This window comes from Sellimonas intestinalis (assembly GCF_001280875.1).
GTDB lineage: Bacteria > Bacillota > Clostridia > Lachnospirales > Lachnospiraceae > Sellimonas > Sellimonas intestinalis.
In genome coordinates, this window is record NZ_LGAJ01000003.1 from 259,470 (window position 1) to 283,999 (window position 24,530).

22 protein-coding genes are annotated in these 24,530 nt (G+C 46.5%); 20 read left to right on the forward strand and 2 right to left on the reverse strand.

Going from position 1 to position 24,530, the window contains the following annotated elements:
* Positions 1 to 118 precede the first annotated feature (118 nt).
* A complete protein-coding gene (locus tag AOA56_RS02175; RefSeq protein WP_053768862.1) occupies positions 119 to 2,068 on the forward strand; it encodes a fructose-bisphosphatase class III in 1,950 nt (649 codons plus the stop codon).
* Positions 2,069 to 2,079: 11 nt separating this feature from the next.
* Positions 2,080 to 3,072 (forward strand): aldo/keto reductase, encoded by a 993-nt coding sequence (locus AOA56_RS02180; RefSeq protein ID WP_053768863.1) that lies wholly within the window; start codon positions 2,080 to 2,082, stop codon positions 3,070 to 3,072.
* Positions 3,073 to 3,121: 49 nt separating this feature from the next.
* Here the strand turns inward: AOA56_RS02180 and AOA56_RS02185 are convergent, their stop codons facing one another.
* Complete coding sequence (locus AOA56_RS02185) at positions 3,122 to 4,009, reverse strand: AraC family transcriptional regulator (RefSeq protein WP_053768864.1); 888 nt, start codon at positions 4,007 to 4,009, stop codon at positions 3,122 to 3,124.
* Positions 4,010 to 4,263: 254 nt separating this feature from the next.
* Between AOA56_RS02185 and AOA56_RS02190 the strand changes: the two genes are divergently transcribed.
* A complete protein-coding gene (locus AOA56_RS02190; protein ID WP_024732848.1) occupies positions 4,264 to 5,427 on the forward strand; it encodes a galactokinase in 1,164 nt (387 codons plus the stop codon).
* Positions 5,428 to 5,444: 17 nt separating this feature from the next.
* On the forward strand, positions 5,445 to 6,935 hold the full coding sequence (gene galT / locus AOA56_RS02195; RefSeq protein ID WP_048622008.1) for a UDP-glucose--hexose-1-phosphate uridylyltransferase: 1,491 nt from the start codon (positions 5,445 to 5,447) through the stop codon (positions 6,933 to 6,935).
* A 71-nt stretch (positions 6,936 to 7,006) separates the two neighbouring features.
* On the opposite strand, the gene AOA56_RS02200 is transcribed toward galT, so the two are convergent.
* Positions 7,007 to 8,749 (reverse strand): Rqc2 family fibronectin-binding protein, encoded by a 1,743-nt coding sequence (locus AOA56_RS02200; RefSeq protein ID WP_053768865.1) that lies wholly within the window; start codon positions 8,747 to 8,749, stop codon positions 7,007 to 7,009.
* Positions 8,750 to 8,912: 163 nt separating this feature from the next.
* Between AOA56_RS02200 and AOA56_RS02205 the strand changes: the two genes are divergently transcribed.
* The 16 genes from AOA56_RS02205 to AOA56_RS02275 all read left to right on the forward strand — a co-directional run bounded on the left by AOA56_RS02205 (position 8,913) and on the right by AOA56_RS02275 (position 24,304).
* Entirely contained in the window at positions 8,913 to 9,791 is an 879-nt protein-coding gene (locus tag AOA56_RS02205; RefSeq protein WP_024732846.1) for a YicC/YloC family endoribonuclease, read from the forward strand.
* A gap of 21 nt (positions 9,792 to 9,812) precedes the next feature.
* A complete protein-coding gene (gene gmk / locus AOA56_RS02210; protein WP_034594672.1) occupies positions 9,813 to 10,430 on the forward strand; it encodes a guanylate kinase in 618 nt (205 codons plus the stop codon).
* Positions 10,431 to 10,455: 25 nt separating this feature from the next.
* On the forward strand, positions 10,456 to 10,698 hold the full coding sequence (gene rpoZ / locus AOA56_RS02215; protein WP_024732844.1) for a DNA-directed RNA polymerase subunit omega: 243 nt from the start codon (positions 10,456 to 10,458) through the stop codon (positions 10,696 to 10,698).
* A gap of 63 nt (positions 10,699 to 10,761) precedes the next feature.
* Positions 10,762 to 12,084, forward strand: a complete 1,323-nt coding sequence (rimO, locus tag AOA56_RS02220; protein ID WP_053768866.1) for a 30S ribosomal protein S12 methylthiotransferase RimO — start codon at positions 10,762 to 10,764, stop codon at positions 12,082 to 12,084.
* Positions 12,085 to 12,630, forward strand: coding sequence for a CDP-diacylglycerol--glycerol-3-phosphate 3-phosphatidyltransferase (gene pgsA, locus AOA56_RS02225; RefSeq protein ID WP_048622005.1), 546 nt, complete (start codon positions 12,085 to 12,087; stop codon positions 12,628 to 12,630).
* 1 nt (position 12,631) lies between these two features.
* On the forward strand, positions 12,632 to 13,900 hold the full coding sequence (locus tag AOA56_RS02230; protein ID WP_053768867.1) for a competence/damage-inducible protein A: 1,269 nt from the start codon (positions 12,632 to 12,634) through the stop codon (positions 13,898 to 13,900).
* A 152-nt stretch (positions 13,901 to 14,052) separates the two neighbouring features.
* Positions 14,053 to 14,745: an iron-sulfur cluster assembly scaffold protein gene (locus AOA56_RS02235; protein ID WP_048622003.1), complete on the forward strand. Its 693-nt coding sequence runs from the start codon at positions 14,053 to 14,055 to the stop codon at positions 14,743 to 14,745.
* Positions 14,746 to 14,765: 20 nt separating this feature from the next.
* Entirely contained in the window at positions 14,766 to 15,776 is a 1,011-nt protein-coding gene (locus AOA56_RS02240) for a GGGtGRT protein (RefSeq protein ID WP_024732840.1), read from the forward strand.
* Positions 15,777 to 16,212: 436 nt separating this feature from the next.
* Positions 16,213 to 17,151 carry a protein kinase family protein gene (locus tag AOA56_RS02245; protein ID WP_053768868.1) on the forward strand — a complete coding sequence of 313 codons (939 nt, stop codon included), beginning with the start codon at positions 16,213 to 16,215 and terminating at the stop codon, positions 17,149 to 17,151.
* Positions 17,148 to 17,288, forward strand: coding sequence for a histidine phosphatase family protein (locus AOA56_RS16200; protein WP_117493170.1), 141 nt, complete (start codon positions 17,148 to 17,150; stop codon positions 17,286 to 17,288). The genes AOA56_RS02245 and AOA56_RS16200 overlap by 4 nt, the downstream gene beginning before the upstream one ends.
* Before the next feature lie 241 nt (positions 17,289 to 17,529).
* Positions 17,530 to 19,128: an ABC transporter substrate-binding protein gene (locus AOA56_RS02250; protein WP_053768869.1), complete on the forward strand. Its 1,599-nt coding sequence runs from the start codon at positions 17,530 to 17,532 to the stop codon at positions 19,126 to 19,128.
* A 67-nt stretch (positions 19,129 to 19,195) separates the two neighbouring features.
* Positions 19,196 to 20,164 carry an ABC transporter permease gene (locus tag AOA56_RS02255; protein WP_053768870.1) on the forward strand — a complete coding sequence of 323 codons (969 nt, stop codon included), beginning with the start codon at positions 19,196 to 19,198 and terminating at the stop codon, positions 20,162 to 20,164.
* Positions 20,154 to 21,071, forward strand: a complete 918-nt coding sequence (locus AOA56_RS02260) for an ABC transporter permease (protein WP_024732836.1) — start codon at positions 20,154 to 20,156, stop codon at positions 21,069 to 21,071. Before AOA56_RS02255 ends, AOA56_RS02260 begins: the two co-directional genes overlap by 11 nt.
* 12 nt (positions 21,072 to 21,083) lie before the next feature.
* A complete protein-coding gene (locus AOA56_RS02265) occupies positions 21,084 to 22,109 on the forward strand; it encodes an ABC transporter ATP-binding protein (RefSeq protein ID WP_053768871.1) in 1,026 nt (341 codons plus the stop codon).
* Positions 22,102 to 23,094 (forward strand): ABC transporter ATP-binding protein, encoded by a 993-nt coding sequence (locus tag AOA56_RS02270; RefSeq protein WP_048621998.1) that lies wholly within the window; start codon positions 22,102 to 22,104, stop codon positions 23,092 to 23,094. The genes AOA56_RS02265 and AOA56_RS02270 overlap by 8 nt, the downstream gene beginning before the upstream one ends.
* 4 nt (positions 23,095 to 23,098) lie before the next feature.
* A complete protein-coding gene (locus tag AOA56_RS02275; protein WP_034594508.1) occupies positions 23,099 to 24,304 on the forward strand; it encodes a MalY/PatB family protein in 1,206 nt (401 codons plus the stop codon).
* The last annotated feature ends 226 nt before the right edge of the window (positions 24,305 to 24,530 follow it).

The following is a 24,530-nucleotide window of genomic DNA, read 5'->3' on the forward strand; positions in this document are numbered from 1 at the left end:
TGATATAATCATCCTAATCATGCGGAGGAGTGCGAAGATCTGTGAGGTGTGTGTATACGTTGAAAAGAAAGCCCCAGAGATTCGTCTGCGTTCTAATCCGAACTAAAAGGAGGAAATCATGGAACAAAATAAATATCTGGAGTATCTGGCGGAATTATATCCGACTATTGAGAAAGCGTCCACAGAGATCATTAACCTCCAGTCGATCATCAACCTGCCGAAAGGTACGGAGCATTTCCTTTCCGATATACACGGGGAATATGAGGCATTTTCCCATGTGCTGAAAAATGGATCCGGTGCTGTGCGTAAGAAGATTGACGATGTATTCGGACATACGCTGGGGACGGCAGAGAAGCGATCCGTGGCGACTCTGATTTATTATCCAAGAGAAAAATTAGAGCAGCTTCGTCAGTCCGGGGAGGATATGCAGAACTGGTATCGGGTGACGCTTTACCGTCTCATCGAGCTTTGCAGGGTAGTGTCGTCCAAGTACACAAGATCCAAGGTCAGAAAGGCATTGCCGCAGGATTATGCCTATGTGATCGAAGAGCTCATCACGGAAAAGCCGGAGCTCTCTGACAAGGAAGCTTACTATGAGGCAATTATCCAGACGATTCTGGATATCGGACGGGCAGAGCCGTTTATCATCGCTATGGCAGAGCTGATCCAGCGCCTCGTGGTGGATCATTTACATATTATTGGAGATATTTTTGACCGGGGACCGCAGCCGCACCGGATCATGGACTGTCTGATGGATTATCATTCTCTGGATATCCAGTGGGGCAATCACGACGTGCTCTGGATGGGGGCTGCTGCCGGACAGCAGGCGTGTATCGCTACAGTGATCCGCCTCTGCCTGCGGTATGGCAATCTGGATATCCTGGAGGACGGATACGGTATCAACATGCTGCCCCTTGTGACCTTTGCCCTGGAGACTTACGGTGACGATGACGCGGCGCAGTTTGCAATTAAGACGCCGGAGGAGAAAGCAGATATTTCGCTGGCGCTTCAGCAGCGTATGCACAAAGCGATCTCTGTGATCCAGTTTAAAATCGAGGGGAAGCTCGCCATGGAGAATCCAGAGTTCGGTATGGACGGGCGAAGGCTGTTAGAGCGGATCGATTATGATACGATGCAGGTGAAGATCGGGCAAAAGCAGTATGCACTTCTGGATACTATATTTCCGACGATAGATCCGTCAGATCCATACGCTTTGACAGAGAAAGAACAAAACGTAATGGAACGGCTGACACGTGCCTTTAAAAACTGTGAGAAACTGCAAAAGCATGTGAAGTTTCTGCTTAAGCAGGGAAGCCTTTACAAAGTTTATAATGGCAATCTGCTCTATCACGGCTGTATGCCGATGAACGGGGATGGGACACTGATGGAAGTCCCTGTCTATGGGACATATTATCAGGGGAAAGAGCTGTATGACGTATTGGAGCAGTATGTGCGGAAGGCGTTTTTCTCTATGGAAGATCAGGAAAAAGAACGTGGCAAACATATTCTCTGGTTTCTCTGGTCGGCTCCGGGATCCCCGCTCTATGGCAGAAGTCAGATGGCTACCTTTGAACGATATCTGATCGAAGATAAGGAGACTCACCGAGAGGTGAAAAATGCTTATTATACGTTGCTGGAAAGAAAAGAGACGGCGGAGCTGATTCTGAAAGAATTTGGCCTGGAAGGCGACAGCCCACGTATTATCAACGGTCATGTTCCGATTCATCAAAAAGAGGGGGAAAGCCCGGTCAAATGTGAAGGAAAAGTTCTGATTATCGATGGCGGATTTTCCAGACCGTATCATCGGGAGACAGGAATCGCTGGATATACGCTGATTTATAATTCCTATGGTATGTCTCTTGCGGCGCATGAACCGTTTGAGACGACCGAGATCGCGATCCAGGAAGAGACAGATATTGTATCCCACCAAATTGCAGTCAGTTACAATCAGAAAAGAAAGACGGTGGGGGATACAGATAATGGAAAGCAGCTCTTAAAGAAGATTGCGGAGTTAAAAGAACTGATCGGAGCATACCGGTCCGGTACTATCAAAGAGAGAGGGAATTAAGGAGGAGAATCATGTATCAGGCTTCAGAGAAGAGATATCAGCAGATGAGTTATACAAATTGTGGAAAAAGCGGGCTGAAACTGCCAGCCGTTTCTTTTGGACTGTGGCACAATTTTGGAAGCAACGCGGCGTATGACACCATGAAAGAGTTGTGCTTTGCTGCCTTTGACCTGGGGATTACCCATTTTGATCTGGCAAATAATTACGGCCCGGTTCCGGGAAGTGCAGAGGAGAATTTCGGGCGGATTTTGAAGCGGGAACTTTCACTATACCGGGATGAAATGATCATCAGCACCAAAGCGGGTTACGATATGTGGGATGGTCCGTATGGATCTGGGGGAAGCAGGAAGTATCTGGTCGCCAGCCTAGATCAGAGCCTGAAGCGGATGGGGTTAGATTATGTGGATATATTCTATCATCACTGCATGGATCCGGATACGCCGCTTGACGAGTCCATGGGAGCGTTGGTTTCGATCGTGAAGAGCGGTAAGGCACTGTATGTGGGCATTTCCAACTATGATGGAGAAACGATGCGGAGGGCGGCGGAGATTCTGGAGGAAGCCCACTGCCCGTTTGTCATTAACCAGAACCGCTACTCGATCTTTGATCGTTCGATCGAAGAAAACGGACTGAAAGAGGCAGCAAAGAGCCTGGGAAAAGGCATCATCGCGTACAGTCCGCTGGCGCAAGGGATGCTGACGGATCGGTATCTCAATGGCATCCCGGCTGACAGCAGAATCCGCACGGACGGACGTTTCCTGAATGAAAACGCACTGACAAAAGAGAGGATGGCGAAGATCCGCGGCTTACAGGATGTAGCCGAAAAGAGAGGGCAGACTCTTTCTCAGATGGCGTTGAACTGGGTGTTAAAAGATCATGAGGTGACCAGTGTCCTTGTCGGAGCGTCCTGCCCATCCCAGCTTGTGGAAAATGCCACCAAAATCAGCCGGACGCCGTTTACGGACGAAGAGCTTGCAAGAATAGACGCGATCAGTCTGGACTGACGCAAGGAAAGAGCAATCAAGGAAAGCCAAAAAAGTCCCGGTACGCTCATTAGGAGCGGAACCGGGACTGATACTGTCTGGGAGTACAGTTCATATAGCGTTTGAATAGCTTTCCGTAATAGCAGACGTTGGAAAATCCGCACGATTCCGCGGCTTTGGAAATGGTACATAATCCCTCCCGCAGCAAGGGAAGACTTTGCTGAATCCGATAATATAACAGATAATCAAACAAGGTCATATTCATATGCCGTTTGAAAAAGCGGCAGCATTCACTCTTAGAAAGATGAACATAGTCTGCGATCTCCGCCAGGGTAATAGATTTGGCATAGGAGGCCTGGATGAAAGAGAGAATGTCTTTCAGGCGGCCGATGGAATCAGAGAAGGCAGGCTCTTTAAAGGAACAGCTTGTAAAGTGGCCGTACAGTAGCCTCCAGATTTCCGAGAGCAAGATATGAAGCCGCAGCTCCTGGTCCGGAGATGGCGTATGGTAGAGACCGAAGATCTCTTCTAAAAGCGGCACGACTTTTGCACCCCAGTTTTCTGAGGGAAGGAGGGCGGCGGAGGAGAAAGAGGACGTATTCAGGATAGGATCCACGTATTTTGTCTGGAGAATACTGCTTTCAAATCCATAGAGAAAGCGGGGGTGAAAGGTGACGGAAAAGTATTGGCAGTCCTGATTATCGATCCGTTTTCCGGCATGCATGGCGTTGCTGTTGCAAAAAAGCCCCTCCCCTGCCTTGAGATGATAGGTGCGCTCATTGACCCGGTATTCGATCTGCCCTTTTAAAATCAGAGTCAGCTCCACCTCTGTGTGCCAGTGCCAGAAAAAAGAGCCTCCCTCATAGCGGGAAAGCATTTCACCACTTAGATGAACCGGAAATGTGTAATCCCCGTGTTGTTTTAATTCCTTTTTTTCTTCGTTAATCTGTATCTGCATGATTTGTCAAACTCCAATTACAATCCGCTCCGGTTTGCCCGGAAATTCCGAGAATATGTTTTGTTTCATCAAGAAGAAAGAACTTCGTTTTCTTCCTTTGTATCATACGCTGGTATCCGGAGAAAATCAACCTACAAAAACTCAATATCGTTATAGTTTTGAGCAATATCCTTGTTGTTATGTTTTGGAAAACGCATTATAATTTTACTTAAAGAAAATCAATCAGAAAACAAAGAGAAAGCAGGTAATGAAGTATGGAAAAGAAACTAATGGAGACATTTCAAAAGCTGTATGGAGGAGAGGGGGATATACGGACCTTCTTTTCGCCGGGAAGAGTCAATCTGATTGGAGAGCACACAGACTACAATGGCGGCCATGTCTTCCCGTGTGCGCTGACTCTTGGTACTTATGGAATTGCAAGAAAGCGAAACGACAGAAAGATTCGTTTCTATTCCGACAATTTTAGCGGTTTGGGCGTCATGGAGACAAGCCTTGACGATCTCGTACCGTCTCCGGCTGCAAAGTGGACCAACTATCCAAAGGGTGTCATCTGGGCGTTTGAAAAGAAGGGATATTCTATTGCCCAGGGGATGGATGTGCTGGTCTATGGTAATATTCCAAACGGATCTGGACTTTCTTCTTCGGCTTCTTTGGAAGTATTGACAGGCGTGATTTTGAAAGATTTATTTGATATTGAAATTTCCATGCAGGACATCGCCCTGATTGGACAATATTCTGAGAATCATTATAACGGATGCAACTGTGGTATCATGGATCAGTTTGCTGTAGCTATGGGGAAAAAAGACTGTGCGGTATTCCTTGATACGAATACGCTTCAATATGAGTATGCGACTGTGAAGCTTGAGGATGCTAAGATTGTTATTACAAACAGCAAGGTAAAACATAGTCTTGTGGATTCTGCTTACAACGACAGAAGAAGAGAAAGTGAGACAGCGCTTAAGGATCTTCAGAAAGTAGTGGATATCAGGACACTCGGAGATCTGACGGAAGAGGAGTTTGAAATTCATAAGGACGCTATTGGAGATGAAATCTGTAAGAAGCGTGCGAAACATGCGGTTTACGAGAACCAGAGAACGATTCGTGCTGTGAAGGCGTTAAAGGAGAATGATATTGCCGGGTTCGGACGTCTGATGAATCAGTCCCACATCTCTCTGCGGGACGATTATGAAGTGTCGTGTGAAGAGATCGACATTCTGGTAGATCTTGCGTGGAAGATCAATGGTGTGGTCGGCTCCCGGATTACAGGAGGAGGATTTGGAGGATGTACTGTCAGCATTGTGAAAAATGACGCGGTAGAGACGTTTGTCGAGCAGGTTGGAAAAGGTTACAAAGAGCAGACAGGACATGAGGCGGAATTCTATGTGGTAGAGATCGGTGACGGCGCAAGAAGATTATAGGAAAGAAGGAAGAAAAAATGTTAAATGAATCTATCAGCAAACTGATACAATATGGGATCGAGACCGGACTGCTCCCGGAGTGTGAGAAGATTTACGCGACAAACTTGCTTTTGGATCTGTTTTGTGAGGAAAGCTACGTGGAGCCGGAACAAACAAAGGAGCATGTGGATCTGGAAAACGTACTGGCAGATTTATTAGATGAGGCAGTGAAAAGAGGACTAATTGAGGACAGTATTGCTTACAGAGATCTTTTTGATACCAAGGTGATGAACTGTCTTGTACCCCGTCCTGCTCAGGTGCAGAGAGAATTCTGGGAGGCCTATGAAACATCCCCGGAGACAGCGACGAAATATTTTTATAAACTCAGTCAGGACAGCGATTATATTCGTCGCTACCGGGTAAAAAAGGATAAGAAATGGACAGTGGAAAGTCCGTATGGAACGATTGATATTACGATCAATTTATCCAAGCCGGAGAAAGATCCGAAAGCCATTGCAGCGGCAAAGAACGCAAAGGCAACAGCATATCCAAAATGTCAGCTCTGCTTGGAAAATGAAGGGTATGCCGGGAGACTGGATCATCCGGCCAGAGAGAATCACCGGATTATTCCACTTACGATCAATGGAACAAAATGGGGATTCCAGTACTCACCGTATGTTTATTACAATGAACACTGTATTGTATTCAACGGAGAACACATCCCGATGAAAATTGACCGGCCTGCCTTTGTAAAGCTCTTTGATTTTGTGAAACAGTTCCCGCATTATTTCCTCGGATCCAATGCGGATCTTCCGATCGTAGGAGGCTCCATTTTGAGCCACGACCATTTTCAGGGAGGACATTATACCTTCGCCATGGCAAAGGCTCCGATCGAAAGGGAAGTGACAATTCCGGGCTATGAGGATGTGGAGGCAGGAATTGTGAAATGGCCTCTGTCCGTGTTGCGAATCCGCCATAAAGACGAAAAACGGCTGATCGATCTTGCGGATCATGTGCTGAAAGTTTGGAGAGGATACACGGATGAAGAGGCGTTTATCTTTGCCGAGACAGATGGAGAGCCGCACAATACGATTACACCCATTGCCAGAATGAGGGATGGCATATATGAACTGGATCTGACGCTCAGGAACAATATTACGACTCCGGAACATCCGCTTGGCGTTTATCATCCACATGTGCAGTACCATCATATCAAGAAAGAAAACATCGGACTGATCGAGGTCATGGGACTTGCCGTGCTGCCGGCCCGCCTGAAAGAAGAGATGGAGCTTTTAAAAGAGTACATCCTGACAGGCAAGGACGTCCGAAGCAACGAAAAGATCGAAAAACATGCGGACTGGGTAGAAACTTTCCTTCCGTCCTATCCGGAAGTCAACGAAGCAAACATCGAAGAAATCTTACAGCAGGAAATCGGAAAAGTCTTTGTGCATGTCCTGGAAGACGCAGGGGTTTACAAGTGCACGGAAGAGGGAAGAGCTTCATTCCAGCGCTTTATCCGTTCGTTATAGAAATAGGATTTAGAAAAGGTCCTGCGGCGTTTAGCCGCAGGACCTTTTGATTCCTTTTTGAACGTTTCCGGTCAGGATTCCGATATTTCCTGCAACATGCTGATATCGGTGTCAGCAACCAGGGAGTAGTTTGTATGGTAAATGACAAATCCCGGCTTCTGGCCTTTCACTTTTTTGACGTGCTTTTTCTCCACATAGTCCACCTCTACCTTTGGACTTCCATTATTTTTGGAATAAAAAGCAGCAAGCTTTCCGGCTTCTTCAAAGACCCGGTCCGGAAGCTCTTCCCCGTTGGATTTGACAATTACATGGGATCCGGGCACTTTTTTTGCGTGGAACCACCAGTCGTTCCCAGACGCAAAAGAAAAGGTCAGCTCCTCGTTTTGGAAATTGTTTTTCCCTACATAGATATCGTAACCGTCGCTGGAACGATAATGAAGAGGGAGGCTTTTAAATGTTTCCTTTTTCTTTGTGAACTTCCGGCGAACGTAGCCACTCTGAGTCAGTTCTTCTTTTACCTCTGCCAGATCGTCTTCGGTACGGGCGATATCCAGGGCGTTGCTGATGGACTCGAGATAGATGATTTCATCCTTCGTTTCCACTATGAGACGGGAAAGAGCTTCGTATGTCCGTTTCAGCTTATTATATTTTTCGAAATACCGCTTGGAGTTTTCCAGAGGTGTTTTTGTAGGATCCAGAGGGATCCGGATCATCTCATTCGTATAATAATTGAGTGCCTCTAATTCTTTGGATTCCGGATCTGCCTGATAGCCGTAGGTCTGGAGAAGTTCACCGTAGACCTTGTAGGTCTCACGCTTTTGTGTATCCTGAAGCTGGCGGGCCTGGAGATCATATTTTTTTCGGTTCCTCTCCAATGCGGTCTGAACAATGTGCCGAAGATCCGCAGACTTCTGGCGAATCCGGGTGATCCGGTTTTTCACCGCATAGTAGGAGGAGAGCACTTCTGAAATCGTTCTGTAGTCTTGATGGGAACACCCGGTCAGATGAGTGAGAGGGACGGAAGAAAATTCATAAGGCTCATTGTTCCGATTATATATTGCAGGATGAAAATCTTCCTGGCGCACCTGATCGAGGAACAGCGTGAACTGTCGGTACAGGTGGGTCATCAGGTCTTCAGATAGCTCAGATGGCGGCAAATCAGAATCGAGACCTGCCAGATAGCAGATCTCTTGCGCTGCTACCGGGCTGATTCCGGTCATACTCGTATAGAGAGCCTTTGAAAGTGCGGTCGGTTTTTCTGTTAACAGTGCCGCAAAATCATCTTCACTGACAGTCAGTGGGTCGGCTTTATGCATCGTGTCCGGAATGAAATACGTCCGTCCCGGGAGAACCTCGCGCACGGAACTCATCTGTGCCGGAACATGTTTGATACTGTCAAGGATCCGGTTGTTCGCATCACAGAAGATGATGTTGCTGTGTTTTCCCATGATTTCCAGAATCAGCTTCTTACGGCAGAGATCTCCAAGCTCATCCAAATGCTCGATCTCCAGGACAATGATCCGCTCCAGTGACGGTTGTATAATAGAAATAATTCGTCCATTTGCAATATGCTTGCGAAGCAGCATACAAAAGTTTGGAGCAGTAAAAGGGCTCGGTTTATTCTCTCCGGTCAGATAGACAAGGGGAAGGGAAGCACTGGCGGATGCGTAGAGTCTTTTTTGACCTCCGGACGTCTTGATGGTGAGGAGGAGCTCATCTGCCTCCGGCTGCGCGATCTTCGCGATCCGCCCTCCAAGGAGAGAGGAGCGCAGTTCAGTTACAATATTTGCAATGGTAATTCCATCTAATGCCATAGGTATTCTCCTTTTTTGCCAACCATTCAGTCGTCATGCGAATCTGATCCGCATGGCAGAATCGTTGTTTTTTCATTTTATTTTACAGTATAACATAGTTGACGATAAAAATTAAATGAATTATAATGAAAACCAGCAAAATAAACATATAGAGGAAGATACCATGATTAGAAGTATGACGGGCTTTGGCCGGTGCGAGATTCAAAGAGGGGAGAAGAAATTTACGGTCGAAATAAAGGGGGTCAACCACCGCTATCTGGATGCCAATATCCGTATGCCGAAAAAGCTCTATTTTTTTGAAACCGCAATTCGGACATATTTGAAGAGGTACGTTCAGAGAGGAAAGGTAGATATCTTTATATCCTACGAGGATCTCTCCCAGGGGCAGATGTCCTTAAAGTACAATGAGGCGCTGGCAGCGGAATATCTGGATTATTTTCGCCAGATGGAGGAGAAATTCAATTTGGAAAATGATGTCCGGATTTCTTCGCTTTCCCGTTATCCGGAGGTCTTTACGATGGAAGAACAGGATGTGGACGAAGACGAGATGTGGAACGGACTGAAAGAGGCCCTTGACGGCGCTTGCGTGCAGTTTGTAAAGGCAAGAGAAACCGAAGGGGAGAAGCTTCGCGACGATCTGACCGGAAAGCTTGATGCCATGAAAGCCCTTGTGGAGAAGATCGAGGAGCGTTCCCCGCAGATTCTTTCCGAGTATCGGGCGAATCTGGAGGAAAAAGTAAGGGAGCTCCTAGCGGATACTCAGATCGAGGAAAGCCGTATCGCCGCGGAGGTTGTGATTTTTGCGGACAAGATCTGTACAGATGAGGAGCTTGTCCGTTTAAAGAGCCATATCGACCATATGAGGGCCACACTCCTGACAGGAGAGGGAATCGGACGGAAACTGGATTTCATTGCCCAGGAGATGAACCGGGAGGCAAATACGATTTTATCCAAGGCAAATGACCTGACGGTGTCCAATTACGGGATAGATTTAAAGACGGAGATCGAGAAAGTACGGGAACAGATTCAGAATATTGAGTAGCAGGAAAGGGAAAGGAAAACGATGCCAAAGGGGATACTGACAGTTTTGTCCGGATTTTCCGGAGCAGGTAAAGGGACGGCAATGAAACGCCTGATGGAGAAATACGATGATTACGCCTTATCTATTTCCGCCACCACGAGAAATCCGCGGGAAGGCGAGGTGGACGGAAGAGAATATTTTTTCAAAGCGACAGAAGAATTTGAAAAAATGATTGCACAAGACGAATTAATAGAGTATGCTAGATATGTTAATCATTATTATGGGACACCGCGCTCTTATGTGGAGGAGCAGTTGGAGAATGGAAAAGACGTGATACTGGAGATTGAAATCCAAGGGGCGCTGAAGGTGAAGGAGAAATTTCCGGATACGCTCTTAGTCTTTATTACCCCTCCAAGTGCCAAAGAGCTTCGCAGACGTCTGATCGGACGGGGGACAGAGTCCATGGAAGTGATTGAACAGAGGCTTGCCCGTGCGAAAGAGGAGGCAGAAGGAATTGACGATTATGACTGTCTCATTGTGAACGACGATCTGGAGAGCTGTGTAGACGAGCTTCATTCGGTGATCCAGAATGAAAAGAAAAAAGTCGCAAGGAACGGGGAGTTCATCTCGAAAATCAGAAAAGAATTAAATGAATTGTAAAAGTAGAAGAAAGGAGAATGATGTTATGCTGCATCCATCTTATACAGATTTAATGAAAGTGGTGAATCAGGACGTAGAAGAGGGAGATACCAAAATTGTAAACAGCCGGTATTCCATCGTACTTGCCACCGCAAAGAGAGCAAGACAGCTGATCGACCATGCGGATCCACTCGTACCGACAAAAGACGGGGAAAAGCCGTTGTCCGTTGCGATCGATGAAATGAACAGTGGAAAGTTAAAGGTAATCGGAGAAGATACCGAAGAATAAGAGACAACAAGGCAGGTGCTTTTGAAACAAGTATCTGCCTTATGAAATGTTAGGAGAGAATACATGAAGATCTTATTTATCTCACTGGGGTGTGACAAAAATCTTGCCGACTCTGAGACCATGCTGGGACTTCTTGCCTCCAGAGGATATCAGATTGTGGACACCGAGGAGGATGCGGATGTCATTATTGTGAATACTTGTTGTTTTATCCATGATGCCATGGAGGAGAGCATTGAAACGATCCTTCAGATGGCAGAGTATAAGAAGTCCGGCAGCCTGAAAGCGCTGATCGTTACGGGGTGTATGGCTGAACGCTACCGGGAGGAAATCACAAAGGAAATCCCGGAAGTGGACGCTGTCCTTGGAACTGCTTCTTACGGGCATATCCTGGACGCGGTAGACGGGGCGTTGGCAGGGCAATCCTATTTAAAAATGGAGCCGCTGGATACACTTCCTCTTGTGAATACTCATCGCATGGTGACGACAGGAGGGCATTATGCGTATCTCAAGATTGCGGAAGGATGCGATAAGCATTGTACTTACTGCATTATTCCAAAGCTTCGGGGGAATTTCCGGAGTGTTCCGATGGAGCATCTGCTCCGGGAGGTAAAGCAGCTTGCGGATGACGGAGTGAAGGAGATCATCCTGGTAGCACAGGAGACGACGCTTTATGGGAAGGATCTCTATGGAGAGAAAAAACTTCCGGAGCTTTTGCGCCGGCTCTGCAAAATCAGCGGTATCCGCTGGATCCGCATTTTGTACTGCTATCCGGAGGAGATTACGGAAGAACTGATCCAGACGATCAAAGAGGAGCCGAAGATCTGTCATTACCTGGATCTTCCGATTCAACACGCCAGCGACGACGTCCTGAAAAGGATGGGGCGCCGTACATCAAAGGAGGAGCTTATTCATATCATTTCCAGGATCCGGGAAGAAATCCCGGACATCACGCTTCGCACAACGCTGATCACCGGATTTCCGGGGGAGTCAAAGGAGCAGCATGAAGAGCTGATGGATTTTGTAGATGAGATGGCGTTTGGTCGGCTTGGTGTGTTCACTTACTCAGCAGAGGACGGCACCCCGGCGGCACAGATGCCGGATCAGGTAGAAGAAAGCGTTAAGGAAGCCCGCAGGGCAGAGCTGATGGAGCTTCAGCAGGAAATTGCATTTGACCAGGCAGAGCAGATGATTGGCCGGGAAGTGCTTGTGATGATCGAGGGAAAGGTTGCGGACGAAAATGCCTATGTAGGCCGGACATACAAAGACGCGCCGAATGTAGACGGGCTGATTTTCGTAAATACGGACACGGAACTGTTGTCAGGTGACTTTGCTAAAGTCCGGGTGACAGGCGCGTGCGAATATGATTTGATAGGAGAGTTGATGTAAATGAATCTGCCAAACAAACTTACGGTACTGCGTGTGATTATGATTCCGTTTTTCGTTGTCTTTATGCTGACGGATCTGGGCGGACAGTACAGCAATTATATCGCTCTTGTGATTTTCTGTGTGGCAAGTCTTACGGATATGCTGGATGGAAAGATCGCAAGAAAATACAATCTGGTAACAAATTTCGGAAAGTTTATGGATCCGCTTGCGGACAAGCTTCTTGTGGGAGCGGCTATGATCTGCCTGATTCCGATGGACAAACTTCCGGCCTGGATCGTCATTGTCATTATCAGCCGTGAATTCATCATCAGCGGATTCCGGCTGGTGGCGTCAGACAGCGGGATTGTCATTGCCGCAAGCTATTGGGGCAAGTTTAAAACGGTTTCACAGATGTTTATGATTATCTTTTTGATTCTGGATCTTCCGGGACATACCGCGGTAATGATTGAGACAGTGCTGATCTACCTGGCTCTGATCCTGACTGTAGTATCCCTGATTGATTATATTGCAAAGAACAAAGAAGTGTTGACAAAAGGAGGGATGTAAGATGGTTGCAGAGTTGATTTCCGTCGGTACTGAAATTCTACTCGGCAATATCGTAAATACCAATGCAGCTTACCTAGCAGAGAAGTGTGCTCTGCTAGGTTTGTCTTTATATCACCAAAGTGTGGTAGGGGACAATGAAGCGCGTATGGAAGATACGATACGCCGCGCGTTGGAGCGGTCCGACGTTGTAATTCTCACAGGAGGACTTGGGCCAACCAAGGATGATCTGACAAAAGAAGTGACGGCAAAGGTATTCAAAAAAGCGCTCTGTGAGGATGCCCACACAAAAGAGCGGATCATGGAATTCTTCCAAAAGATTCATAACGGGGAGAAGATCACAGAGAATAACTGGAAACAGGCGCTTATCCCGGAAGGAGCGATCATTGTAGAGAATCAGAATGGAACGGCGCCAGGGCTGATTGTTATTGGGGACGAAGGCAGCGGCTACGAAGGAAAGAGGGCAATTTTGATTCCCGGCCCCCCAAATGAGTGTATTCCCATGTTTGAAACTCAGATTGCTCCGTATCTGTCTGACCTTCAACCGGAAGGGATTTACTCCAGTATGGTAAAAGTATGCGCCATCGGAGAGAGCAGGGCAGAAACAATGGTGGCGGACCTGATGGACGCCCAGACGAATCCGACCCTTGCCCCTTACGCAAAAACCGGAGAAGTACATTTTCGGGTGACAGCCAAGGCAAAGGACGAGGAGTCGGCGAGGTGTCTGATGGCTCCCATGCTGGAGGAACTGAAAAAACGTTTTGGCGATCACATTTATACGACGAAAGAGGAAGTGACATTGGAGGAAGCTGTCATCCAGATGCTGGAGGAAAGAAAGATGACAGTTACGACGGCGGAATCCTGTACCGGAGGACTGCTCTGCGGCAGGCTTGTAAATGTGCCGGGTGCGTCCAGTGTTCTTAATGAAGCCCACATTACCTATTCTAACGAGGCAAAGGAACGGATTCTTCATGTGCCACATGAGATTTTAAAGCAGTATGGGGCAGTGAGTGAAGAGACAGCACGGGCTATGGCAGAAGGAGCTTGCCGGTTATCCGGGGCGGATGCTTCCATCGCGGTGACAGGAATTGCCGGTCCGGAAGGTGGAACGCCGGAAAAGCCGGTGGGACTTGTTTATATTGGATGCATGGTCAAGGGACGGACAAAAGTAGAGAAGTTCCACTTTACGGGGAATCGTCAGAAGAACCGTGAGTACGCAGTGGCAAGAGCACTCATTCTTCTGCGGGAATGTCTGCTCGCTGCGGACAGGTAAGATAGTGGGATCTATATAGGTAAAAAAAGAGATGTTTTGTGCAACTAGCTGATTGACGAAACCTCCTTTTTGTGAGAAAATTAACACGGATATAGGCTGTACAAAAGACGGCCTCCAAGAGAGATTACATATAGTTGAAAGGAGTCCTTGAGATGATTTATTCACACGAAGTAGAAATGATGTGTCCAGTAGCACAGGGTGCGAATCATGGACCAGCTCCAATCCCAGAAGAAGCAAAATGGGTACAGGCAAAAGAAATTAAAGATATTTCCGGTTTAACACACGGTGTAGGCTGGTGTGCTCCTCAGCAGGGTACATGCAAGCTGACACTCAATGTCAAAGACGGAATTATCCAGGAAGCACTGGTTGAAACAATCGGATGCTCCGGTATGACACATTCTGCCGCCATGGCTTCCGAGATCTTACCGGGAAAGACGATCCTCGAAGCATTAAATACAGACCTTGTCTGCGATGCAATCAATACTGCTATGAGAGAGCTTTTCTTACAGATCGTTTACGGACGTACACAGAGCGCATTTTCTGAAGATGGACTTCCGATCGGTGCAGGACTGGAAGACTTAGGGAAAGGTCTTCGTTCCCAGGTTGGTACGATGTACGGAACCCTTGCAAAAGGTCCTCGTTATCTGGAGATGGCAGAAGGCTATGTGACAGGAATCGCATTAGATGAAAACAATGAGATCATCGGTTACAAGTTTGTAAGCCTTGGGAAATTCACAGATTTCATCAAGAAAGGTGACACACCGAACGAAGCATGGGAAAAGGCGCAGGGACAGTATGGCCGTGTGGATGATGCAGTGAAGATCATCGACCCAAGACAGGAATAGGCGAGAGGAGGACTTTAGAAATGGCTTTATTTGAATCATATGAGAGACGAATTGATAAAATCAACGCTGTATTGAACAGTTATGGAATCGCTTCCATCGAAGAGGCGGAGAAAATTACAAAAGATGCAGGACTTGACGTTTATAATCAGGTAAAAGGAATTCAGCCGATCTGTTTTGAGAATGCTTGCTGGGCTTACATCGTAGGCGCCGCTATCGCAATCAAAAAGGGCTGTACAAGAGCGGCAGACGCAGCGGCAGCAATCGGAGAAGGTCTTCAGGCTTTCTGTATTCCGGGATCTGTAGCTGACCAGAGAAAAGTAGGTCTGGGACATGGTAATCTTGGAAAGATGCTTCTGGAAGAGGAGACGGACTGTTTTGCGTTCCTTGCGGGACACGAATCTTTTGCGGCAGCGGAAGGAGCCATCGGTATCGCTGAGAAAGCAAATAAAGTACGGAAAAAACCTCTCCGTGTTATTTTAAACGGGCTTGGAAAAGACGCTGCAAAGATCATTTCCAGAATCAACGGATTTACTTATGTACAGACAGAGTACGATTATTATACAGGAGAGCTCAAAGAAGTTTCCCGTACCGCATACTCTGACGGACTTCGTTCCAAAGTAAACTGCTACGGAGCAAATGATGTACGTGAAGGTGTTGCGATTATGTGGAAAGAGGGCGTAGACGTATCTATCACAGGAAACTCCACGAACCCAACACGTTTCCAGCATCCGGTTGCAGGAACATACAAAAAAGAGTGTGTAGAAGCAGGAAAGAAATACTTCTCTGTTGCGTCCGGCGGTGGTACAGGACGTACACTTCATCCAGACAACATGGCAGCAGGACCGGCTTCCTACGGTATGACAGATACATTAGGACGTATGCACTCTGACGCACAGTTTGCAGGATCTTCTTCTGTACCGGCCCATGTAGAGATGATGGGACTTATCGGAGCAGGAAACAACCCGATGGTTGGAATGACCGTAGCGGTAGCAGTTGCCATTGAGGAAGCCGCTAAGGCTGGCAAATTCTAATAAACGCCGGATTTACGGGATTTTTAGAAGCTGGTGAAAGTAGTAAAAAACGGGAAATACTCGTTCATTAGTTGATTATTTGTTAATTATAAGCGGTACTTTGTAAAAACAGAGTGCCGCTTATTTTTCTATATCTCCTTGGGACATGTGGACGGTGCTCTGTGTTGAGAGTGAGTTGTAATATTACTTTTTTAATCTGTTCTTCCGATGGCAATGCTACCTCATACTTTTAATTGATAATGATATAGATCTGTGGTATAATCAGCTCACGCTTGAGAGAAAAAATTACTATATTTTTAATTCTCTGATAGCGTTAAGATAGATATGAAATTGAAAAGGGGATGATTGTAAATGAATATGAAAAACATTTGTTACATGAAAAATAATTGGAGGGGGAACAGCATGGCATAACCCTCCGTCAGATTTAGGAGGAAGAATGATTATAAATAAACTTGATTCTATCGAATTCAGACTGAAAGAGTTACATGATTTTACCTGGCTGAAAAAATATGGTACGGCTTTTTGGGTTGTTGATCAGACGGGTTCGGGATGTATTTGTATTGGTATGCAGAATAGAAACAAAAAATATTTTTGCAAAATTGCGGGAGTCAATACACTTGAGGCAGAGGTTTCACCAAAAGAATCTGTTGAAATATTAAAACAGTCTGCCCATCTGTACTATGATTTAAGACATCCTCATTTAGTGAAAATAATAGAAGATTATGAATATAATCAGTTCTATGTTACCATTTTTGAATGGGCAAAAGGCGAGTGCTTATTTGATCACTGGAATTTTGATAAATACCAAAGAGATACTACTCTGAAAAGCCCTAAAGATAAATTCAAGCAATTACCAGTTGGTAAAAAATTAGATGCAGTAGATGTGTTGTTTTCTTTTTTACAGAATGTAAGTAAAAGGGGTTATGTTGCTGTTGATTTTTATGATGGAAGTATTATGTATGATTTTTCGACAGACACAACTACGATTTGTGATATTGATTTCTTTCAGATGGCACCTGTTATTAACGATAAAGGATTGGAGTGGTTTGGAACAAAACGCCTTAAAGCACCAGAAGAATATATAAAAGGAAGTGCTATCGACGAGCAGACAAATATTTTTACTCTTGGTGCATTGATTTTTGAATGTTTTGGTTACTTTTCTGATGAAGAAATTGCCCGGAGATATAAAAACAATCAGTTTCTTCCATGTTCATTTTCTACTTGGCAATTAAACGAGAAAAGTTACAAGGTTGCGGCCAGAGCTGTCAGTCTTGACAAGAAGGATCGATATATGACATTTGCCGATTTCTTTGAGGAGTGGAAAGACGCAAGTGTAGCGATATTTAACGAAAAGGACGATTTTGAGAGATTTTGACTTCTTCTTATACGAGAGCTTTACAGACAGCAGCAATTTTGTCCAGGGAGCAGGATTTTCCAATCCGGGTAGAGACAGATCTCTATCAATGGGTTGCGAATAAGAATTATACTTATGAGACAGATGAAAGAGCCTAGGAGGCATATCAGGTATTTATGGAGCAAAATGGCGAAATAATCTGTTATGAGATGAAAGGTGAATAATTAGAAAAGAAAATGGGTGGAAGTTCTGTGAGTGAAAACTTTACGGAATTTCCACCCTGTTTATTTGTTTGACAAATAAGTAAAATGATTCAGCGAAAAAATCAATTTGTGTACGGAGAGGGATACAATATATACTAAATAAGAATTATTATAACTCAAAAGGAGGACACGACGAATGAGAAAGAAAAAATTGCTGTCTATACTCGTGGTAACAGCGATGACAGCAGGGGTGCTGGTAGGATGCGGTGGTTCGCAAGATGGTGACGGTGGATCCGGAGGCAGTATCAAGAAAAACACGGAAGCAGGAACATTTACAATGGCAATCAGTTATATGCCGGATTCCTTACAACCTGATACAGCAAGTGACGACTACACTTCTATGGTGAGGCCGATCTACGATCCGCTGTTTTTGGATACGAAAGATGGAATTGAGTACTACCTGGCGGACAGTCTGGAGATATCCGAAGATGGACTGACATACAAGATCCATCTGAACGAGGACGCTAACTGGAGTGACGGAGAACCTGTGACAGTACAGGATATTCTGTTTTCCTTTAATTATGCGGGACGTTCATCCGGCGGAAAATCGTCTTACAATACCATCAATGGAAAACCGGTACAATTCAATGAGATCGATGAGAAGACGCTGGAGATCACTTTGCCTGAGCCTTACGCCAGCTATGTAACCACCTTATCTAACAGGGTACTGGTTATGCCGTCCCATGCGTTTGACAACGATCCGTCCAAGGTGGATGACAGCGGTTATTTTAATGAAATAGATATGGCGACGTCAGGAGCGTATACGGTCTCCGAGATCAATGACGACAGTATTGTTTACGTGGCAAGAGACGACTACTACCGGGGCGATCCGAGCGTGAAAAAGATTGTTCTCAGAAATACAGGATCCGGAAGTTCGAGACAGGTGGCATTTGAAAATGGAGAAATTTCCTACATGCGTGTTACGACAAAAGAGGAATTGGAAAAATACAGTGATTCTGACGAATATAATACTTACTCCATCACAGAATCCAGATTAAATTACTTACAGGTAAATCCCCACGGACCAAACAAAGATGTCTTAACAGATGAGGGCAGAAAGGCGCTCTTCCTGGCGCTGGACGGGCAGGAAATCGTGGATGCGGCCTACGGAAGCGACGAGCTTGCCGCTCCGGCAAACAGCCTGCTTACACCGGACCAGGTAGACTACAACCCGGATTGTGCGGGATATACACAGGATCTTGACAAGGCGAAAGAGCTGGCCGAATCCTCCGGGCTCTCAGGGAAAACGCTTACTTACATTTACAATGCGGACCGTGCGAATATGGAGGCGGTCGCAACCGTGATCCAGCAGCAGCTTGCCAAAATCGGCGTCAATCTGAGCATTGAAGGTCTGGATTCCACGTCTTTCTTCCAGAGATTCTTCGCAATCATGTATAACAGCGGACAAGAGAATACATGGGATCTTGGAACGAACGGTTGGGACTCTGAGAGGGGAACCAGTGGAGGTCAGGCGGCTTCCTATCTGAAGAACTCAGAGGCATGGGGCTTCAGTCAGACAACGACAGACATGGCAATCAAAGCAAACGCAACGGCAAATGCCGACGAATCCAAGACGCTCTGGTATGAGCTTCAGGATCAGGCGCTTGGAGAGTACTGGGAATACCCACTGACCTATACGAACTATGTTATGGTATCACAGAAAAATGTGACGGGTCTGGATGCTTCTCCAATCGTTCCGGAATTTGCGGACTGGCTTTCTATGAAAGTAGAATAGAGAAAACGGGGGCTGTGTTGACTGCTTGGTTAAGACATCCCCCGTTTTATAACAGAAAGGATACAACATGTGGAAATACTGTTTGAAAAAAATTGTAGAACTGGCGGTCGTCCTTCTTTTGATTTCCTTTTTTTCCTTTGCCGTGATTTATATTGCGCCGGGAGATATTTCCAGTATGTATATTTCACAGGAGATGACAGATGAGCAGAAAGAGGCGGTACTGGAGCATCTGGGGATGGATAAAAGTATGCCGGAGCAGTATCTCGGGTGGCTGAAACAGGCGGTAAAAGGGGATTTTGGAGTCTCCCTTGCCAATCGTACTTCCGTGACGCCACAGATTTTAAGCCGGCTTCCCGCAACTCTGCTTTTGATGGGGACGGCGCTTTTTTTGTCCATTGTACTTGCGATCCCTCTAGGACTCTGGTCCGGGTATCGGAAAAACAGTTGGGTCGATAATGCTATCAGCTCCTTGTCCTATATCGGAATGTCCATCCCGTCTTTCTGGCTTGGGATGGTGCTGGTGATTGTCTTTACCGCAAAGCTGCATCTTCTGCCATCCAGCGGAATGAATACGGTAGGAGTAAACACGCCATGGGATACATTCCTTCATATGATCATGCCGTGTATCACGCTAAGTCTGGGAAATCTGGCAACCTTTATTCGGTATATCCGCTCCAGTACTATAGGAGAGTTGGGAGAGGAATATGTGCTCACGGCGCAGGCGAAAGGAACAAAGGGATCAAAGATTTTGTTCCACCATGTGCTGAAAAACACACTTCTCCCGATTATCACTCTGATCGGCATGAATCTGGCTACGCTGGTCTGTGGTTCGTTTATCATTGAAAGTGTGTTTGGATGGCCGGGAATCGGCACCTTTGCAATGGAGGCGATCGGGAAACGGGATTATCCGATTATCATGGCGTATGTCATGCTTTCCGGATTCATCCTTGTTATTGGAAACTTTGCGGCGGATATGCTCTATGCATTTGCAGATCCAAGGATAAAACGGGGGATAGACAGCTCAAATGGAAGATAAGATAACAATTACAGAACAATCCTTCCAGAGACTGGAAGAAAAAGAAACAGAACAGGTGACAGGCTACAGGCACAGTGTGTGGAAAGAAATCCGGAAAGAATTTCTCTCCAATAAGGCGGCGCTTTTCAGCATGGTCTTTTTATCGGTCATTCTGATCGCTGTCTTGCTGGCACCATTAAGCCCGTATGACCCATACGAAATCGACATTTCTCAGAAGATGCAGGGCATGTCAGCGAGTCACATCTTTGGGACGGATGATTATGGAAGAGATTACCTGACAAGAGCACTTTACGGTGGAAGGGTCTCTCTGCTTGTCGGATTTTGCTCCATGTTTATTACGGTAATCATAGGAACAACTATCGGCGTGTTCTCCGGATATATCGGAGGAAAGCTGGATATGATTCTGATGCGGTTTACTGACATTTTTCTGGCCCTTCCAAGTATGCTTCTGATGATCGTACTCAATGCGATTTTGCAGCCAGGACTGGTGACGCTCATTTTCGTACTGAGCCTTTTTTCCTGGGCGCAGGTGGCAAGAATCACACGGGCTGAGACAATGTCAGTCAAAGAGAGGGATTATGTGATCGCGACAAAAAACCTGGGAGCGGGAAGTCTTAGAATTGCCTTTAACCACATTATCCCCAACATTTTAGGTCCGGTAGTTGTGGCGGCGAGTCTCGGAGTGGCGAGCGCGATTCTGATGGAATCTTCGCTCAGTTTCCTTGGACTTGGGGTACAGATCCCGGTGGCATCCTGGGGCAGTATGCTTCAAAGTGCTCAGGTGCATATTCTGGACACACCAAGACTTGCAATTCTGCCAGGAGTGCTGATCATGCTGACTGTCTTAAGTTTCAATCTTCTGGGCGACGTACTGAGAACGGCTCTGGAACCGAAGATTGTGAAATAGGAGGGAAGAGGAATGGACACATTATTAAGAGTACAGGATCTTAAGGTATCCTATTTTACTTATGCGGGGGAAGTCCAGGCAGTCCGGGGCGTATCGTTTACCGTAGAGAAAAACCAGACGACAGCCATTGTCGGAGAATCCGGCTGTGGAAAGACTGTGACCGCGAAATCAATTATGGGGCTGATTAAAAAGCCGGGAAAAATAAAAGAAGGAAGTCAGATCTTCTTCCAGGGAGAGAATCTGGTGGAGTATACGAAAAAACAGTGGAATACGTTCTGTGGGAAAGAGTGCGGAATGATCTTCCAGGACGCTCTTGTCTCCCTGAATCCGACCATGAAAGTAGGACGTCAGATCATAGAAAATCTGGATAACCACGAGACGATGCTGTCCAAACAAGAGAAACGGACAAGGGCACAGGAGATGCTGCAGCTGGTCGGGATTCCGGAAGCAAAGAACTGCCTGGAGAAATATCCACACGAACTGTCTGGAGGGATGCGTCAGAGAGTGATGATCGCAATGGCGCTAGTGACGCGGCCGAAACTTTTAATTGCGGACGAACCGACGACCGCCCTGGACGTCACCATTCAGGCGCAGATTATGGAGCTTTTGAAGAATCTTCAGAAGAAACTACATATGTCTGTGGTTTTGATTACACATGATCTCGGCGTGGTAGCGGACGTTGCGGATTGTATTGTCGTCATGTATGCGGGGAAAATTGTAGAAAGAGGGCGGTGCAGAGATATTTTCTATCATGCGTCTCACCCGTACACATGGGCGCTTTTGAAATCCGTTCCCCGGATCGACTATCATGGTCAGACATTGATGACAATAGAGGGCAGTATTCCAGATATGACAAACCCTCCGAAAGGGTGTGCATTCTGTCAGAGGTGTCCGTATGGGATGAGGATCTGTAAAGAGCATGAGCCGCCGACATGGGATTTAAAAGACGGACACGAGGTTTCCTGCTGGCTTTTGGATCGTCGGGCGAACCGGGAAGGCGTGCCATTTGAGATAGACAGGAGGACTGAAGATGAATGATGGTACATCAAAAAAGATCGAGCTGGAAGTAAGGAATCTGAAAAAGTACTATAAGGCTGGTCAAGGAAGATATCTAAAAGCGGTGGACGACGTTTCATTTTCTATTTTCCAGGGAGAAACGCTTGGGATTGTCGGGGAGTCCGGCTGCGGAAAGACGACCTGTGGAAAAACCTGCATCGGAATTCTCCAAAAGAGTGGCGGCGAGGTGTATTTTAGAGGAAAAGACGTCCATAGTATGTCTACAAAGGACAGATTTGCGTTTACAAAAGACGTACAGATGATTTTTCAGGATCCGTACGCATCTCTTGACCCACACCAGAAAGTTTATGATATAATAGCAGAAGGAATCCAGATCCACAGACTCGCCGCAAATAAAGAGGAAGAGCGAAAACGAGTATTTGAGCTTCTGGAGATGGTAGGACTGACTGCGGAACATGCGGCAAGAAATGTGCATGAGTTTTCTGGTGGACAGAGACAGCGGATTGGGATCGCCAGGGCACTTTCAGTGAACCCAAAGTTTTTATTCTGTGATGAGCCGATCTCTGCGCTGGATGTATCGATTCAGGCGCAAATTGTCAATCTTCTGATGAAGCTTCAGAAAGAACAGGGACTAACGATGCTTTTTATTGCACACGATCTTTCGGTAGTGAAGCATATTTCGGACAAGATTGGCGTAATGTATCTTGGAAAGATGGTCGAAATTTCACAAGCGTCACAGCTTTACGACAGTCCGCTCCACCCTTATACGAAAGCGCTTCTGACGGCGGTTCCGATTGCTGATCCGGACGTCTCCAGAAGGCGTAAGAGGATCATTTTAGAGGGCGATGTTCCAAGTCCGGTAAATCCGCCTGCGGGATGCCGGTTTTCCGGACGTTGTAAAAACTGTATGGAGATCTGCCGCCAAGAGGAGCCGGAGATGAGGGAAGTCAAAAAAGGGCACTGGACCGCATGTCATTTATATGATACAAAGATGGAGGAGGTTTAGCAACATGAAGTACGATTTTACAACCATTATGGACAGACGGGGAAAGGACGCCATTGCGGTGGATCTTCCGGGGAAGGGAGGCGGCTTTGCCCCGGGTGGGCCGAAGGAAGGTTTTGATCTGATCCCGATGTGGGTGGCGGATATGAATTTTGCCACAGCACCGTCGATTATTGAGGCCATCCAGAAAAGGATTTCCCACCCGGCTTTCGGATATTTTGGACCGTCAGACGCTTATTTCGATGCGATTATCAACTGGCAGAAAGTGCGGAATGGGGTTGAAGGGCTGACAAAAGAAGAAATCGGATACGAAAACGGCGTCCTTGGCGGACTTGTTTCGGCACTGAATGCGTTTGCCTCCCACGGGGATGGCGTGCTTGTTCATAGTCCGACTTATATCGGATTTACAAAGAGTATTGAAGGAGCGGGATATCGGATTGTACATAGCCGGATGAAACGGGACGAGCAGGGAGTCTGGAGAATGGACTATGAAGATATGGATGCCAAGCTCAAGGAGAACAAGATCCACGTAGCAGTATTCTGTAATCCGCACAATCCGACAGGAAGAGTCTGGGAGCCGGAAGAGATTCAGAAAGCAATGGAAGTTTACAAGGAGAATGACTGTATTGTCATTGCGGATGAGATTTGGTCGGATCTGATTCTCGAAGGATACCATCATACACCGGTACAGTCTGTCAGTGAAGACGCAAAAAATCGTACGATCGCACTGTATGCGCCGAGTAAGACATTTAATCTTGCGGGGTTAATTGGAAGCTACCACATCATCTATCATCCGTATTTAAGGGATCGGGTGCTGGCAAGCAGCAGCAAATGTCACTACAATTCCATGAATGTTCTATCCATGCATGCACTTGTGGGAGCATACCAGAAGGAAGGACAGGAGTGGGTAGATGAACTGCGCCAGGTACTCTCCAGGAATGTAGATTATGCGTACAATTACATTCTGGAGCATTTTGAGGGCATTAGTCTTGCGAAGCCGCAGGGTACTTACATGTTGTTCCTGAACTGTGAGGAATGGTGCAAGAAGCACGGGAAAACAACGGACGAGCTTTTAAGAGCCGGATGGGATGTCGGAGTCGCATGGCAGGACGGCCGTCCGTTCCACGCAGAATACGGCATCCGTGTGAACCTTGCACTGCCGTTTAGCAGAGTGCAGGAAGCATTTCGCCGTCTCAACGAATACGTGTTTTAAAGTGAATCTTAATAAATGAAAGCTCATTGGCAGGGGGCCGGCAGACAGATCCGCAGTGGTGGATCCAGAAGCCGGAGCCCTGCTTTTTGCATGTCTGAACTGTTACGGAAAATAACCCACATTTTGGAAAGCAGCCATGGTATAATATATGTGACACATGGAATCAAGCGGCGCGAAGTATTATTTGATTCCCGTGCGTGAAACATGACAAATCAGAACAGAGTCA